This window comes from Azonexus sp. R2A61 (assembly GCF_021401135.1).
GTDB lineage: Bacteria > Pseudomonadota > Gammaproteobacteria > Burkholderiales > Rhodocyclaceae > Azonexus.
Window position 1 is genome coordinate 791,219 of record NZ_JACBFO010000001.1, and the last position, 15,036, is coordinate 806,254.

Genomic DNA, 15,036 nt, shown 5'->3' on the forward strand with positions numbered 1-15,036 from the left:
CCTGTCGGGTGCGAGATGCCATCGGTCTGCCTAGAGCGTTAGACATAATCTGTAGCTTGACCAAATCCAAAACGATTCATCAACTATTGATTAGAAATTAACGTCTCCTACTTGCCTTGACTATTCGTTGAGGCAAATTCAGTCCACGAGATTTTCTCCTGAAACGGAAATGGACAGCATACAGGTGTGATAGATGTTAAATATGAAACCTTGCAGGAGTAGCGCAAGATAGACAATCCAGCCAGAAAATATGGAGAGCCCGATGGTTGCCAGTATTCGTTTGATGTCCGGGAGATCACCAGCTGCCATGAGGATTGCATTCCCAAGCATCCCGCTTGGGAGTGCAAAAATCTTTACCATCAAGGCAGCAATCAAGAACCATGTGTAATGGGCGAACGTGTGCATAAATATCGCAAATGTCGCCTTCAGCCATGAAATTCCGCTGTTGTTGCTGTTTATTTCAGCCATCTTCACGAACAGTCGGGGGTTTGTAATTGTGGCGAACACAGTGAACCCAGCGATTAAGAAGCCTAGGATTGTTGTTACGAATGATATTCCTAGGTCAATTACTTGCCTAGAATGACTGACAACAACGCTAGTTTCGATAGAAGTGGTTAAATAAATCCATAGAACTACAAAAGTTAACAATACAGAGGGAATAACAGACCCCCAAGGAAATGCAAGCTTCCAAGTTAGTCGGTAAACATCCCACAGGCTGGAATCAGCCAGGAGCTCATCAGCAATCTTCTGATTGTTCGGCATCGCTCTTTGATGCTGATTTAGAAATATTTTCCAGCTTATTAGAGGCCTGTCCGGCAGCTCGGTGAACCACTATTTCCTTTTCGGCTTTGAGCTGTGAAAAAATTGAAAAGACCGATTGAACAAAATCTTTCATTTTTTTTGGAATTCCGTCGAGCGGTATTGATAACCGAAAATTTTCATTCGTTCCTTTGATGGTTTCTCCGGAATGACCCTTTCCATTTACTTTAGCCTCAATGTTGCCATCCTTTGTTACCTCTTCAAGTTGTTTTCCCAGCTCTGACGTATTTGTTGGGCTGGTTTCTACTATTGTTATACCCTTAGATCCGGTTGCTTGTTTTTCTGCTCTCAGTTGCTCAATCAACGGTTTGAATGAGGTGGAGTGGTTGGTGTCATTAATTTTAAACTCCACTCGATTGATTTTCTTGAACCTATTGAGAAAATCAGAAATTGAAATGGTGCTTGGAAGTTCAACAATATTTAGTTCAGGACGAGGCAACTCTTTGAGCAATTCCGTCAAAATGTCTCCAGCCTTAAGTCCTTTACGTTCCTTGCGCCGGCGTTTGACCTCTCCCTTCATATATTTCGCCCAAGCTTGAATTAGATGGTAGTGCATTGTCGAGCGAAACATTCCCAGCGGGGGCGCGTGGGGCGTTTCTGGAACGTATAACAAGGTGTGTGAAGAAAGCACCAATACAAATCGAGCACTAGTTGCTGACTCCATTTCTCCGGGGCTTGGAACAAGCTCTGTATCTCGAAGTACGTGACTTCGCGTTAATGCCAGATCCCTTACGAATTTTCCCGCTAGAACCGGCTCTGGCGCGCCCCCTTTATCAGCGACATCTATAAGAGCGAGGTCAAAAATGAAAAACTCGTTTTTTCCATATTTTCGAGGCGGGCTGTCAAAGAAGGCGGGGCGGACGATTTCATCAAACATGTCGAGCAGCACTTTCTTGTCGCCGAAACGACAAGTGAAATTTGCAATAAGCATCGATGGTTTGAAGGACATAGAGGTTCTCTAATTTGCTAGGTCGACAATGCTTAAAGAATAAACGACATCGTCGTAGTTTTGCAATTTTTTCGTTCGACTATCCGATAGTTTTGTAATTTGATCGGTGCGTATTTAATTTGTAGTTAGTTTCGAATGAATCCGTGGCGCCGCATGTGCAGGGATAGTCGAGCGGCGGGATCTGCTGAAGAGCGGGTTGGACTCAAATACCGGACGCTAAAGTGATTGCTGTCGAAGGACCGCAAAGGCCGATGACCAGTCACTCAGAATGCAAACAAGGCCCGGCAGATGCCGGGCCTTATCTTTCGCTATTCCGCCAAGCGATGTTCAGCCAAACACCGGCAAGCTCTCGTAATCCCCTTTCAGGATGTCGCGGCTGTCCAGTTTGAGCCAGCCTTCGATGGCTGTTGCGTAAACGCGGCGGAAGTCGGTGGTGTATTGCAGGTTGTCGGTGGCATCGAGTGCGGTCAGCGACGGGGGTTGTCCGTAGTGGCCGCCGCGGATGCCTTTGCCGATGAGGTACATCGGGTTGGCGGTGCCGTGGTCGGTGCCCAGGCTGGTGTTTTCCCGGGCCCGCCGGCCGAATTCGGAGAAGGCCAGCAGGCAGACGCGGTCGGCCTGGCCGATCCGTTCGAGGTCGCGCATGAAGCCGAGCACGGCGTCGGCGGTGTAGGTCAGCAGGCGCTGGTGCAGGTCGCTCTGCTGCACGTGCGTGTCGAAGGCGTTGTGCGGGTAGGCGGTGTAGTAGAGCTGCGTCGGCAGGCCGGCAGCGATGCAGGCGGCGATCTTGTTCAGGCCGAGCGGGAAGATGCCGTAGTCCACCGGCGTCGTGTATTTCCGCCAGGCTTCGCGGACGATGGCGGAGGAGTCGCGGGCGCTGCGGGCGATGTCGTTCAGGTAGGCGCGCGAGGCGTTGCGCCCGGCGTATTCGGGGACGTGGTCGAGCAGCGCGTGTTCCTGCTGGTAGCCGTCGCGCATGAATTTCTCGGGGTCGTCGAAAACCACCGGCGTGTGCAGCCGGCTGCGCACCGCGAGCGATTGCGCTTCGTCGATGTTGATCAGCAGGTTGGGCGTCGGCTGCGGCGACAGCGCGTCGGCGGTGCGGCCGAACCAGCCGTATTCGGCGCCGCTGTTGGGGGCGGCGGTGTGCCACCAGGCCATCGACGTGAAGTGCGAGAAGGACGGCGCCGCATAACCGCAGCCATGCACGATGGCCAGCCGGCCGTCGTGCCACAGCCGTTCCATGCCGGCCATGCCGGGGTTGAAACCGTAGTGGTCGTCCAGCCGGCGCAGGCGCTGGCGAGGAATGCCGATGTTGGGGCGCAGCCGGTAGTAGGCATCGTCACCGTAGGGGACGACGGTGTTGAGTCCGTCGTTGCCGCCGGACAGTTCGAGGACGACGAGGATGCGTCCGGTGCTGGCGGCCTGGGCGGCTGCGTGGGCGATGCTGCCGAACAGCGAGGGCGCGGCCAGGGGCGCCAGGGTATTCAGGCCGAGGCCGGCAAGGGTGCCTTGCAGCAGTCGGCGGCGGGTGGCGGAGGGGTTCATGCGTGTCCTTGTCAGCCGAGTTGATATTCGGGGCGGCTCAGCAGCAGATGCAGCGTCAGGCGCAGCGGTTCTTCGGCATAGCTTGCCGCCGCCGGCAGGTCGGTCGTGCCCAGTTCCCGTTCGAGAAAGCCGGCCAGCGCCTGGCGGTCGGCGTCGCCCAGGCGCACCGACAGGAAGCGTCGTTCGAGATGCAGCACGGCATCCTGCGGTGTCCGGCAACCGGCCTTGAGCAGCATGCCGGTCAGGTCGATGCGGGCCAGCGTGCGCGGAATCGGTTTGACGCGCTCGATGGCCATCTGCCAGCCGCGATAACTGGCATAGCGGGTGTTGAAGTCTTCATCGCGGTCGGTGTTGAGGTTGGCCATGGCCAGGTTGCCCGGCGTTTCGTCCTTGCCGACCGGGCGGGTGGCGCTGGTGATGTCCTGGCCGGCACGGATGCGCTCATGCACGGCGCGGATTTCGGTGCCGGTGGCCAGGCTCGGATAGCGGTCCTGCGGGATGAAACCGATGTCGGGGAACATCAGGTCGAAGGCGAAGTTGCCGCGTTGCAGCAGCAGCCCCGGCGTGATCCAGCTGCGCCCGCCGGCCCAGCCGGCGACCGTCGGCGGGTAGAGCAGGCGCTGGCCGAGCGCCGCCGTGGTTTCGTTGAAATCCGGCGCGCCGGGCAGTTCGTGCAGGCCGAGCTTGCGGTAGGTGGAAACGACCAGTTCGACCGGGCTCTTGATATGGGTGGCGACGGCCGGTTCGGCATAGAAGTCGCGCGACAGCAGCAGGCTTTCCATGAACGGCGCGATTTCGTAGTTGCCGCTGCGCAGCATGTCGCCCAGTTGCTTGCGCAATGCCGGTTCGGGGTCGGCCCGGACGAAGAAGGCGTAGAGCTTGGCGGCGACGTATTCGGCGGTGACCGGCTGGGCGAGGATGAGGTCGATGACGTCGGTGCCGTCGAAGCGGCCGCGACGGCCGAGCACGGTCTTTTCGCCGTCGTCGTGCAACTGGCGGTCGACGCGGAAGCTCAGGTCGTCGTAGCGCCAGCCGGTGAATGCCCGGGCCGCTTCCCGGATGTCCTGCTCGCTGTAGTTGCCGACGCCCATCGAGAACAGTTCCATGATCTCGCGGGCGAAGTTCTCGTTCGGCGCGCCCTTCACGTTCACGCCGGCGTCGAGGAAGGCGAGCATGGCCGGGTCCTGCGCCACGCTGACGAGGAGCCGGCGGAAGTTGCCGCGTCCCTGCTGCTGGAACAACTGCAGCTGACGCTGCATCTTGCGGTAGTCGCGTACCTTTTCTTCGGTGGTGGCGAAATGGCCGTGCCAGAACAGCGCCATCTTTTCCTCGAACGGCCGCGGCGAAGCGAGCATGCGTTGCGCCCACCAGTAGTTCAGCCGGTGCGTTTCGAGGCGGCTGGCCCGCAGCCAGTAGAAGAACTGGTTGGTCACCGGTTGCAGCCGGCGATTGCCTTCCGGCTTGACCTTGACGCCCATGGCGGCGCCGGTCTTCTTGGCCAGGTCGGTGGCGGCCGGGCGGCTGGGAGGAAAGTCCTCGAGCCCGGGCATGAATACCCCGGAAGCGTCGAAGGGCGGCAGCGCCGTCCTGGGCGCGCCTTCGAAATAGACCAGCCGGCGCACGGCCTGGCGGGGAGAGAGTGCGGCCAGCCGGTCGATCTCTTCCGGCGTGCCGCCGAAGCCGGCACGTTCGAGCAGGTGGGCCGCTTTATCGCGGTTCCATTCGCTGGCCGGGAGCGGAGAAAAGTCGCCCTGGCCGCGGTCGACCGCAAGTACGGCCGAGGTCGCGAAGAGGGCGGCGAGCAGTCCGCCGAGGCGGAATTTTTGTGCGAGGTTCATGATCAGAAGGCGTAGCTGGCCGATACGCCGGCCATGTAGTTGCGCCCGGGGGCGGGGCGAAATAGCGCTCGTTGGCATCGTTGACCGAAACCCCGCCGACGTAGCGCTTGTCGGCCAGGTTTTCGATCCGGACGAATTCCTTGAAACGCCACGATCCGGTTTTCTGTTCGAAGCCGGCGCGCCAGTTGACGACGGCGTAGCTGTCGGCCGCATCGCTGTTCAGGTCGTTGACGTAGACCTTGCCGCTGTAGCGGGCTTCCAGCGCCGTCGTGAAGCCGATCGACGGTGCCTGCCACGAGAGTTCGCCGTAGCCGCTGATGCGCGGGGCGCCGGGCAGCCGGTTGCCCTGGTTGACGGTGCCGGCACCGTTGCCGGACAGGAAGGCGTCCTCGAAACGGGCATCGAGCAGCGCGTAGGCCAGGTAGAGGTTCAGGTTGCCGGGCAACTGGCTGTCGAAGGACAGCTCGACGCCCTGGCGTCGCGTCCGGCCGGCATTGCGGTAGGTGTTGCGGCCGCCGAGGCTGACGCCGGTGACGATTTCGTCGTCCGTGCGGATGTCGAAGACGGCGAGGTTCAGGCGGCTGCTGTCGCCGATCACCGCCTTGATGCCGGCTTCGGCATTGCGCGAGGTGCTGGGCTGCAGTGCGAAATTGAGGCCGGAACCGACCGGGCGATAGGCCAGTTCGATGAAGGTCGGCGTTTCGAAGCCCTTGCCGTAGTTGGCGTAGAGATTGACCGTCGGGGTCAGCCGGTAGAGCACGCCGAATACCGGGCTGGTGTTGCTGTAGTTGATGCTGCCGCTGTCGTCCGGGTTGCCGCCGTTGATGTAGCGGTCGTTGGCGGCGAAATGCAGGCTGCTGTGGCGCAGGCCGCCGGTCAGCACCCAGTGCTCGCCGGCCAGCCATTCGGCCTGCAGGTACTGGCTGGTGCTGCGCACGATGTTGTCTTCGTCGCGGCGCAGGTCGCCCTGCTCGCCGTTGTTGTTGACGTAGCCCTTGCGCACGTCCTTCATGTATTGGTATTCGATGCCGCCGGTCAGGGTCAGCAGGCCGGCGGCGGTCGGCAATTTGTGCGTCCAGCGCGCGTCGACCCCGCTGAAGTTGCGGTCGACGACGCTGATCCCGCCGGAACTGGTCGGGCCGGCGCCGGTGATGCCCAGCCGGCCGAAGACTTCGCGCTGGCCGGCATGGGCGACGATGGCGAAGCTGTTGCGCCCGTCGACGCGGTGTTCCAGGTTGAGGCCGGCGTGGGTCTGGCGCTTGCTGCCGCCGGTGTTGAAGGTCGATGCGCTGGCGGCCGCCTGGCGGGGATCGGCGGCCATCTGGGCGCGGGTCAGACCTTGCGGATCTTCGTTGTAAGGCTGGTCGAGCGCATTCAGGATCAGGGTCAGCTTGGTGTCGTCGTCGGGCCGGTAGCTGAACTTGCCGTTGAACTGGTCGCGCCGCGCTGCACTGTGCTCGCGGTAACCGTCGGTTTCGTAGCGGGTGAGATCGACCAGGTAATTGAATTTGCCTTGCTGGCCGCCAAGCTGCAGGCCGCTGCGCCAGGTGTTGAAGCTGCCGGCGTAGTAGTTCGCCGTGACCGTCGGCCGGGCCGGGCCGTCCTGCGTGAACAGCTGGATCACGCCGCCGGACGAGTTGCCGTACAGCGTGGAGAACGGCCCGCGCATGACTTCCAGCCGCTCCGCCGAACCGAGGCTGAAACTGCCGCTCTGGCCTTGGCCGTCCGGCATCGATAACGGGATGCCGTCGGCGTAGACGCGGATGCCGCGGATGCCGAAGGCCGAGCGGGCGCCGAAGCCGCGCGACGAGACCTGCTGGTCGGACGACAGGCGGTACTGGTTCGGCGCGACGATGCCGGGAATCCGCGACAGCGATTCCGAGGCGTTGACCTGAAACTGCCCTTCGCGCAGTTGCTCGCCGCTGACGACGTCGATCGAGACCGGGACATCGAAGCTCGACTGCTCGATGCGCGTTGCCGTCATGACCACCGGCGCCAGCGTCAGCGCCGCCTCGTCGGCGGCCCAGGCGCCGGCCGGGAACAGCCCGGCGATCAGCCAGGCAATCGGGGAAAGGGCGGGGCGGGCGGTGGGTCGGTGCTGTGCTGCGTTCATGTCGGGGCGGAGGCGGAAAGTGGATCGATCCGTGCAGCTTAGATTTCGCTGCCTCCGGGCGCCTCATGAAAGCCGCCGGAATCGCCTCATGATTTTCTGGATTCCAGGCATCGGTCAGCGCTATTCGCGTATGCGGTTGAGTTTATACAGCGCATTTTCCTATGCTTGTCGGCGGCGTCTCCGGCATGGCCGCGAACGGGGGGCGACCGGCGGCATCAACGACAACGGCGGCAGAGAACGGAAACGAGGAAAGGATCCCCATGAGCCATACGACGACGGAGCTCGAAACGCTCCTGATGCAGCGCTCGCTGACCGATGCCCAGTTGCAGGCGGCGGCGGAAGCGGCTGCCGATTTCCGCATCCTGCCGGATGCGACGGTACTCAAGATCGGCGGTCAGAGCGTCATCGACCGCGGCCGTTCCGGCCTGTATCCGCTGGTCGACGAAATCGTCGCCGCGCGCCGGGATCACAAGCTGTTGATCGGCACCGGTGCCGGCACGCGTGCCCGTCACTTGTATTCGATCGCCGCCGGGCTGAATCTGCCGGCCGGCGTGCTGGCCCAACTGGGTGCCTCGGTGGCCGACCAGAACGCGGCGATGCTCGGCCAGCTGCTGGCCAAGTACGGCATTCCGGTGGTCGGCGGGGCCGGCCTGTCGACCGTGCCCCTGTCGATTGCCGAGGTCAATGCGGTGGTCTTCAGCGGCATGCCGCCGTACAAGCTGTGGGTACGTCCGTCGGCCGACAGCGTGATTCCGCCGTACCGCACCGACGCCGGCTGTTTCCTGCTGGCCGAACAGTTCGGCTGCAAGGCGATGATCTACGTCAAGGACGAGAACGGCCTGTACACCGACAACCCGAAGACGGCGAAGAACGCCACTTTCATCCCGAAGATTTCGGTTGGCGAGATGAAGGCCCGGGGCTTGCACGACTCGATCCTCGAGTTCCCGGTGCTCGACCTGATCCAGTCCGCCCGTCATGTCCGCCAGGTCCAGGTCATCAACGGCCTGGTGCCGGGCAACCTGAGCCGCGCGCTCGCCGGCGAACACGTCGGCACCATCATCACCGCAGACTGAGGACGAAGCCATGGCCGAAATCACCAATACCATCAAGCATGTCGCTTCGCCGCTCGCCCGCCAGACGCTGCAGGACGGCGCGCTGACCCTGCCGGTCGCCGGCGTTCGCCCGATCCGCATGCTGCCCTGGCTGCAGGTCGTCAAGATCGGCGGCCGCTCGATCATGGACCGCGGCGCCGAAGCGATCCTGCCGATCGTCGACGAAATCCGCAAACTGCTGCCCGAGCATCGCCTGCTGATCCTGACCGGCGCCGGCATCCGTGCCCGCCACCTCTACGGCGTCGGCCTCGACCTCGGTCTGCCGGTCGGTTCGCTGGCGCCGCTGGCGGCCAGCGAGGCCGGCCAGAACGGCCACATCCTGGCGTCGATGCTGGCGCCGGAAGGCGTCTCCTACGTCGAGCATCCGACCATCGCCAGCCAGCTGGCAATCCACCTGCAGGCGGCGCGTGCCGTGGTCGGCAGCGGCTTCCCGCCCTACCACCATCACGAATTCCCGACCTCGCGGATTCCGATGCACCGGGCCGATACCGGCGCCTTCCTGCTGGCCGACGCGCTGGGCGCCGCCGGGCTGACCATCGTCGAGGACGTCGATGGCGTTTACAGCACCGATCCGCAAGGCGCGGACGGCGCCCGCGCCGAGTTCCTGCCCGAGGTGAGCGCTGCCGAACTGGCCGCCGGCAACGGTACCCTGCCTTTCGACCGGGCGCTGCTCGACGTGATGGCCAACGCACGTCACCTGGAGCGGGTGCAGGTGGTCAACGGCCTGGTGCCGGGACGCCTGACCGCCGCCCTGCGCGGCGAGCATGTCGGCACGCTGATCCATACCGGCGCCGCCGCGCGCTGAACCGGAGGCGGCATTATTGCGGTCGACCGCGTGTCGACCGCAAAAAAGCCCGGCGCAAGCCGGGCTTTGTCTTTGCCGGTGTCGGGTTTATTTGATGCCCTGGCCGAGCTTGACCCCATTCACCACGACGCCGTACAGATTGACGCCGTCGTTCTCGTGGTAGCGCTTGCGCGTTTCGTCGATGCTGCCGTTCACCAGTCGCGGGTCCTGCGGCCGTTCGTGCGAGTTGATGAAGGCGGCGACGTCCCAGGCTTCCTGATCGCTCAGGGTCTCGCCCTTGCCGAGCGGCATGTTGTGCTGGATGAAGCCGGCGGCGGTGTTGATGCGGTGCATGCCGGCACCCCAGTTGTAGGAATCCTTGCCCCACAGCGCCGGGAAGACCGAAGTCACGCCGACCTTCTGGCCTTCTCCGTCGGCGCCGTGGCAGATGGCGCACTGCTTGTCGTAGACAACCTTGCCGCGCGCGATGTCGTAGCCGCCCCTGGGCGGCGGCGGTTCGTCGAAGCCGCGGCCGGGCAGCGATTTGCCGACCGGTGCGCCGGTCGACAGCCAGTGGGAATAGACCGTCAGCGCGGTCAGGATCTCGCTGTCGGCAGCCGGCGGCTTGCCGTTCATGCTGAACTGGAAGCAGCCCTGCATGCGCTCGACAAAGGTGTTCACCTTGTTGTTTTTCTTGCGGTAAGCCGGGTACATCGGATAAGCCGCCCACAGCGGCGCCGAATTGGCTTTGCGACCACGGTCGATGTGGCAGTTCACGCAGTTCATTTCGTTGCCGACGTAATCGGGCGCCAGCGCCTTGGTGTTCATGAACAGGTCCTGGCCGCGGCGTACCAGATCGCCGAACGCATTGTTCGGGATGTCACGCTCTTCGGGGGGCTGGAAATACGGCTGGCCTTTCGTCCTGGCCGGTGCGCCGGGCAACTGGCTCTGGTCGTCGAAGCGCGACGGGTCGGCGCCGGCGGCGCCCAGGCTGATGCCGGCAAGCAGCAGCGGGAGGAGGCGGGTCAGGGTCGGGGTGAGATGGCTTTGCATCGGGGAATCCTCTGGATTTTGGCGTTTTTCGACGGTTTACCGCAGGCGGTGCTGGCTTTCGTCGAAAGCCTCCGGAGATTCGCCCAGGCCGGCGAAATAGGCGGCGACCGCCTTGATTTCGGCCTCGCTCAGATCGGCCGCGATGTGCTGCATCAGGCCGTTCGGGTCGTTGCGCCGGGTCGGCGGCACGGCGGCGACCGCCTTCGTCTTCTTCGTCGCCGGTACGGCCCTGGTGCCTCGCCAGGCCTGCAGTTGCGCTTCGATGTACTCGGCTCCCTGGCCGGCCAGCGGCGGAAAGGCGCTACCGACGCCGACCCCGGACGGGCCGTGGCAGAGCGTGCATTCCGGGATATTGCGTTCCCAGGCGCCGCGCAGTGCCAGCCAGGCGCCGCTGCCCGGCTGCGGTCGCTCACCCGCTGCTGCCGGCTTGACGTTGACCTTGGGGCGCGCGGCATAGGCTTTGGCCACGGCGGCGATTTCCTCGTCGCTCAGCGACTGGGCGATCGGCTGCATCACCGGGTTTTCCCGGCGGCCGGCGCGAAAGTCGGCCAGTTGCTTGGCGATGTAGGCTTCGGGCAATCCGGCCAGGCGCGGAAAGCCGGCAGCGGCCATGCCCTTGCCGTCGGCGCCGTGGCAGGTGATGCAAGGCAGTGCCGCCGGGTTGGCGCCGCCTTTCTGCATCAGGGTCTCGCCGTCGTTGGCGTGGACGTACAGTGGGACGAGCAACAGGATCGAGGCGAACCGGGCCGCGATCCCCTTCGGGGTCGGGTATCTCATCGGACTACTCCGTTGTGCCGGCATGCCCGGTCGGCCTTGCGGTCGACGGTCGGGAAGCGGCTTTTTTTATCGGTTGGGGTCGGGGGCGAAAGTCGCCGGGGCATCAGGCCGCCGGGCCATGCACGTACCGGTGACTGTCGGTACAGTCTAGGAAAGCCGTTCGGCGGCGGCTATTCCCGCTTCGGGCTAAGGCGCTAATCGGTTTTGATTAGCGCGGGGCGGTCGACCGCAGCCGGCGGCGCCGCCAAAAGAAAAGCCCCGCCGGGGCGGGGCCTTGTCGCGCGCCGGTGGCCGGCTTATTTCTCGCGTTCGTAGATCACGTCGGCGCGGCGGTTTTCGGCCCAGGCCTCGTCATTGTGGCCGAGCAGCTTGGGCTTGGCCTTGCCGAAGGTCTTGACGGTGACCTGCTTGCCGTCGGCGCCGTGACCGACCAGCGTGGCCCGCACGCTTTGCGCACGACGCAGGCCGAGGCGCTGGTTGTAGTCGGCGCTGCCGCGTTCGTCGGCGTGGCCTTCGATGCGCACGCGGGCTTCCGGATGCTTGGCCAGATAGCGGGCATGGGCCTGCAGGATCGGGGCGTAGTCGGACTTGAGGTCGGATTTGTCGAGATCGAAGTAAACGCTGCGCTGGGTGCGCAGGCCTTCCTCGTCCATGCGGATCGGGGTTTCCTCGACCGGCTTGGCGGCAGCCACCGCCGTCGTCTGCGGTCCCTGCAGTTCCGGCGGCACCGGCTGGCCGAGCAGGCCGGGGTGAACCTTCAGCGCACCGCTCTGGCTGACGTGCTTGCTGGGCGGAATCTCGCCGCGGGTGCTGCAGGCGCCGAGGGCGGCAGCCAGCAGCAGGGACAGGGTGACGGAGCGGATGAGCGAGGCGCGCATGGCGAAGCGGTTCGGCAGGGAAAGTGCGCATGATAGCGACTTGGCGGGTTTCCGGCCAGCGGCGACGCGTCGGCTCGGGCAGGGCGGCCGGGGGCGAATGTTATAATCGGCGCCCCTTGTCCTGCCTGTCTGCTTTCCGGTGATCTTTTCGCTCGGCATCAACCATCATTCGGCCCCGCTCGCCATCCGCGAACGCGTGGCGTTCGGTGCCGACCGCCTGCAGCACGCGCTGGGCGAACTGGCCCAGGGGCAGGGGGTGCGCGAGGTGGCGATCCTCTCGACCTGCAACCGGACGGAAATCTATTGTTCCGCCGAATCGCCGCAGCAGGTCGTGGACTGGCTGAGCGCCTATCACCAGGTCGCGCAGGCCGATCTGGCGCCTTACCTGTACGTGCATGATCAGCCCGATGCGATCCGCCATGCTTTCCGGGTGGCCTGCGGGCTCGATTCGATGGTCATCGGTGAGCCGCAGATCCTCGGACAGGTCAAGGACGCCGTGCGTGCCGCCGAAACGGCCGGCACGCTGGGCACGCAATTGCACAAGCTGTTCCAGCGCGCCTTCTCGGTGGCCAAGGAAGTGCGGTCGACGACGGCGATCGGCGCCAACATCGTGTCGATGGCGGCGGCCGGCGTGCATCTGGCCGAGCGCATCTTCGAGTCGGTGGCCGGCCAGCGCATCCTGTTCATCGGCGCCGGCGAGATGATCGAACTGTGCGCCGCGCATTTCTGCGCCGAGAAGCCGAAGGCGGTGACCGTCGCCAACCGTACCGTCGAACGCGGCCGGACGCTGGCCGAGCGTTACGGCGGCACGGCGATCCGCCTGGACGAACTGCCGGACCATCTGGCCCAGCACGACATCGTCGTTTCCTGCACCGCCAGCCCGCTGCCGATCATCGGCCTGGGCATGGTCGAACGGGCGGTCAAGGCACGCCGCCACCGGCCGATGTTCATCGTCGATCTGGCGGTGCCGCGCGACGTCGAGCAGGAAGTCGGCGAACTCGACGACGTCTTTCTCTACACCGTCGACGACCTCGCGCAGATCGTCGAGAGCGGCCTGGAATCGCGCCAGGCGGCGGTCGTCGAAGCCGAGGGCATCATCGGCCAGCGGGTCCAGGAATTCCTCGGCTGGCTGCAGTCGCGCGATACCGTGCCGGTGATCCGTTCGCTGCGCGATTCGGTCGAGCGCATGCGCCGGCACGAACTCGAACATGCCCAGAAACTGCTGGCCAAGGGCGAGTCGCCGGAAAAGGTGCTGGAACTGTTGTCGCAGCGTCTGAGCAACAAGCTGCTGCACGCGCCGACCAGCACGCTGAATGCTGCCGAAGGCGAGGATCGCAACGCGCTGCAGGCGGCGGCCAGCCGTCTGTTCCACCTGCATCCCGGCGATTGATCCGGCCGGCGGCCGGGTTCGCCGGCCGCCGTTTCAGGACGGCGTGTCCTGGCGCGCCAGTTCGCGGGCCGAGACGAGACAGTTGCGGCCGCTGCGCTTGGCGGCCAGCAATGCCTTGTCGGCGGCTTCGATCAGCGTGTCGCCGCTCAGGTAATCGGGCAGACCGGCGACGCCGCAGCTGAAGGTGGCGCGCAGTGCGCCGCGTGCGTGGGCTTGCGGCAGGCGGGCGAAATCCTCGCGGATGCGGTCGATCAAGGCCATCGCCCGGCTCGGTTCGACGCCCGGCAGGACGACGATGAATTCCTCGCCGCCGTAACGGCCGATCAGGTCGCTGGCGCGCAGCCGGCCGCGCAGCAGCCAGGCCAGGCTGCGGATCACCTGGTCGCCGACCGGGTGGCCGTAGCTGTCGTTGATCGACTTGAAGCGGTCGATGTCGATCATCGCCACGGTCAGGTGGCCGGCCGGCAGCGCGCGGCGCAGCAGTTGTTCGAGTTGTTCCTTGGAGGCCGAATGGTTGAGCAGGCCGGTCAGGCTGTCGTGGCGGCCGGAGCGCAGCATGTCGCGGTGGCGCTCGACCTTGGTCTTGACCACCGAGGCCAGGATGATCGGATTGGTCGGCTTGGTCAGGAACTGGTCGCCGCCCAGGCGCAGCGCTTCGACCTGCAGCGCGATGTCGGTCTCGCCGGACAGGTAGATGACCGGCGTGGACTTGAATTCCGGAATCTGGCGCAGCGCACGGGTGACTTCGACGCCGGTGCAGAACGGCATGTACATGTCCATCAGGATGGCGTGCGGCCGGTAATCGCTGGCCGCATCGAGCAGTTCGCGCGGGTCGTTGATCGCCCGGCTGTCGATGTTGTGCAGCGCCAGCGCCTTGCGGATGTGGGCGACGGCGGTCGGTGAATCCTCGACGATCAATACCCGGCAGATTTCCTGTTCGCGGGCTTCGATCAGGTCGAGGATGCGCGACAGGATGTCGCTGATGCGTACGCCGGCCGGTACGCAGACGTTGGCGCCGGCCCGCTGCAGGCCGATCACGGTTTCCAGCGACGAGGGCACCGACAGGCAGTAGAAATAGCTGCCGATATAGCGGTTGCGCAGACGCTGGATGTCGGCGATGGCCTGTTGCGACCAGACGCTGTCCTCGCGGTCGGGGACGAAGATCACCGCCAGCGGCGCTTCGCCGTCCGGCGGTTCGTCGCGCCAACGGCAGTCGGCCACGGTGAAACCGAAGAAATCCAGTTGCTCGCGCAGGGCTGCGGTCCACGGGTGTCCGTTGCGGGAAACGATCAGGATGCCGCGCTGGCAGGCCCAGGCGTCCTGGTCGCCGGATTCGTCGTGGCGCTTGCTGGCGATGGCCGGCGTCTCGTGGCGGTAGAGCACGGTCAGCAGCGTGTCGAGCTGTTGCGAAATCTGCGCGGCCAGCGTTTCGCCGACCGGGTGGGCGTCGCGTTCGCCGAACAGCGTCAGCGCCCGGTTTTCCAGCTCCTGGCAGGCGGCCGCCAGGCCCGGCAGGTTATGCTGGTCCAGCCGCTCGGTCAGGCCGTTCAGCGACAGCGTGAACTCGATGAAATGATCGAAGTTGCCGCTGTTCAGATAGGCCTGCCAACGACGGTCGAGCGTCTTGGCGAGAGCGATGAGGACGTGGGGAAGGGAGCGCATGCCGGGTCGGGAGCAAAAAGGGATTATCCCGTTCGCTTCCGGGCTTGGCAATCGCAGCGGACGAAAGGCATGCATTGTCGGTTAACATATGGCCCCTTTGCGCCCTTCCCGCC

General features: G+C 64.1%; 12 protein-coding genes. 3 read left to right on the forward strand and 9 right to left on the reverse strand.

From position 1 onward, the window contains the following. Positions 1 to 138: 138 nt before the first annotated feature. The 5 genes from L0962_RS03945 to L0962_RS03965 all read right to left on the reverse strand — a co-directional run bounded on the left by L0962_RS03945 (position 139) and on the right by L0962_RS03965 (position 7,267). A complete protein-coding gene (locus tag L0962_RS03945) occupies positions 139 to 762 on the reverse strand; it encodes a hypothetical protein (protein ID WP_234084412.1) in 624 nt (207 codons plus the stop codon). Then, positions 737 to 1,768 carry a hypothetical protein gene (locus L0962_RS03950; protein WP_234084414.1) on the reverse strand — a complete coding sequence of 344 codons (1,032 nt, stop codon included), beginning with the start codon at positions 1,766 to 1,768 and terminating at the stop codon, positions 737 to 739. Before L0962_RS03950 ends, L0962_RS03945 begins: the two co-directional genes overlap by 26 nt. Positions 1,769 to 2,095: 327 nt before the next feature. Then, a complete protein-coding gene (locus tag L0962_RS03955; protein ID WP_234084417.1) occupies positions 2,096 to 3,316 on the reverse strand; it encodes a DUF1501 domain-containing protein in 1,221 nt (406 codons plus the stop codon). An 11-nt stretch (positions 3,317 to 3,327) separates the two neighbouring features. Beyond that, on the reverse strand, positions 3,328 to 5,121 hold the full coding sequence (locus tag L0962_RS03960; RefSeq protein WP_234085083.1) for a DUF1800 family protein: 1,794 nt from the start codon (positions 5,119 to 5,121) through the stop codon (positions 3,328 to 3,330). After that, positions 5,024 to 7,267 (reverse strand): TonB-dependent receptor, encoded by a 2,244-nt coding sequence (locus L0962_RS03965; protein WP_234084419.1) that lies wholly within the window; start codon positions 7,265 to 7,267, stop codon positions 5,024 to 5,026. The genes L0962_RS03960 and L0962_RS03965 overlap by 98 nt, the downstream gene beginning before the upstream one ends. 260 nt (positions 7,268 to 7,527) lie before the next feature. On the opposite strand from L0962_RS03965, the gene L0962_RS03970 reads away from it, so the two are divergent. Both L0962_RS03970 and L0962_RS03975 read left to right on the forward strand, forming a co-directional pair. Further along, positions 7,528 to 8,340, forward strand: a complete 813-nt coding sequence (locus tag L0962_RS03970) for a hypothetical protein (RefSeq protein ID WP_234084421.1) — start codon at positions 7,528 to 7,530, stop codon at positions 8,338 to 8,340. A gap of 10 nt (positions 8,341 to 8,350) precedes the next feature. Continuing rightward, positions 8,351 to 9,184 carry a hypothetical protein gene (locus L0962_RS03975; RefSeq protein ID WP_234084423.1) on the forward strand — a complete coding sequence of 278 codons (834 nt, stop codon included), beginning with the start codon at positions 8,351 to 8,353 and terminating at the stop codon, positions 9,182 to 9,184. A gap of 87 nt (positions 9,185 to 9,271) precedes the next feature. Here L0962_RS03975 and L0962_RS03980 read toward each other — a convergent pair whose 3' ends face one another. From L0962_RS03980 to L0962_RS03990, 3 genes are all read right to left on the reverse strand, one after another. Continuing rightward, entirely contained in the window at positions 9,272 to 10,216 is a 945-nt protein-coding gene (locus tag L0962_RS03980) for a c-type cytochrome (RefSeq protein WP_234084425.1), read from the reverse strand. Between the two features lie 36 nt (positions 10,217 to 10,252). After that, positions 10,253 to 10,993 carry a c-type cytochrome gene (locus L0962_RS03985; RefSeq protein ID WP_234084433.1) on the reverse strand — a complete coding sequence of 247 codons (741 nt, stop codon included), beginning with the start codon at positions 10,991 to 10,993 and terminating at the stop codon, positions 10,253 to 10,255. Positions 10,994 to 11,289: 296 nt separating this feature from the next. Continuing rightward, the gene (locus L0962_RS03990; RefSeq protein ID WP_234084435.1) at positions 11,290 to 11,871 is read right to left on the reverse strand and encodes an OmpA family protein; all 582 of its coding nucleotides are present in this window, start codon (positions 11,869 to 11,871) and stop codon (positions 11,290 to 11,292) included. Between the two features lie 139 nt (positions 11,872 to 12,010). Here L0962_RS03990 and hemA point away from each other — a divergent pair, with 139 nt between their 5' ends. Next, complete coding sequence (gene hemA / locus L0962_RS03995; protein ID WP_234084437.1) at positions 12,011 to 13,261, forward strand: glutamyl-tRNA reductase; 1,251 nt, start codon at positions 12,011 to 12,013, stop codon at positions 13,259 to 13,261. Positions 13,262 to 13,294: 33 nt separating this feature from the next. On the opposite strand, the gene L0962_RS04000 is transcribed toward hemA, so the two are convergent. Beyond that, a complete protein-coding gene (locus L0962_RS04000) occupies positions 13,295 to 14,923 on the reverse strand; it encodes a diguanylate cyclase (RefSeq protein ID WP_234084447.1) in 1,629 nt (542 codons plus the stop codon). Positions 14,924 to 15,036 lie beyond the last annotated feature (113 nt).

What these genes read in the sequence shown, in the direction of transcription:
- L0962_RS03990 (WP_234084435.1), bottom strand. Translation starts at nt 11,871, where the DNA reads ATGCGCGCCTCGCTCATCCGCTCCGTCACCCTGTCCCTGCTGCTGGCT.
- L0962_RS04000 (WP_234084447.1), bottom strand. Translation starts at nt 14,923, where the DNA reads ATGCGCTCCCTTCCCCACGTCCTCATCGCTCTCGCCAAGACGCTCGAC.
- L0962_RS03975 (WP_234084423.1), top strand. Translation starts at nt 8,351, where the DNA reads ATGGCCGAAATCACCAATACCATCAAGCATGTCGCTTCGCCGCTCGCC.
- L0962_RS03970 (WP_234084421.1), top strand. Translation starts at nt 7,528, where the DNA reads ATGAGCCATACGACGACGGAGCTCGAAACGCTCCTGATGCAGCGCTCG.
- L0962_RS03955 (WP_234084417.1), bottom strand. Translation starts at nt 3,316, where the DNA reads ATGAACCCCTCCGCCACCCGCCGCCGACTGCTGCAAGGCACCCTTGCC.
- L0962_RS03980 (WP_234084425.1), bottom strand. Translation starts at nt 10,216, where the DNA reads ATGCAAAGCCATCTCACCCCGACCCTGACCCGCCTCCTCCCGCTGCTG.
- L0962_RS03945 (WP_234084412.1), bottom strand. Translation starts at nt 762, where the DNA reads ATGCCGAACAATCAGAAGATTGCTGATGAGCTCCTGGCTGATTCCAGC.
- L0962_RS03985 (WP_234084433.1), bottom strand. Translation starts at nt 10,993, where the DNA reads ATGAGATACCCGACCCCGAAGGGGATCGCGGCCCGGTTCGCCTCGATC.
- L0962_RS03950 (WP_234084414.1), bottom strand. Translation starts at nt 1,768, where the DNA reads ATGTCCTTCAAACCATCGATGCTTATTGCAAATTTCACTTGTCGTTTC.
- L0962_RS03965 (WP_234084419.1), bottom strand. Translation starts at nt 7,267, where the DNA reads ATGAACGCAGCACAGCACCGACCCACCGCCCGCCCCGCCCTTTCCCCG.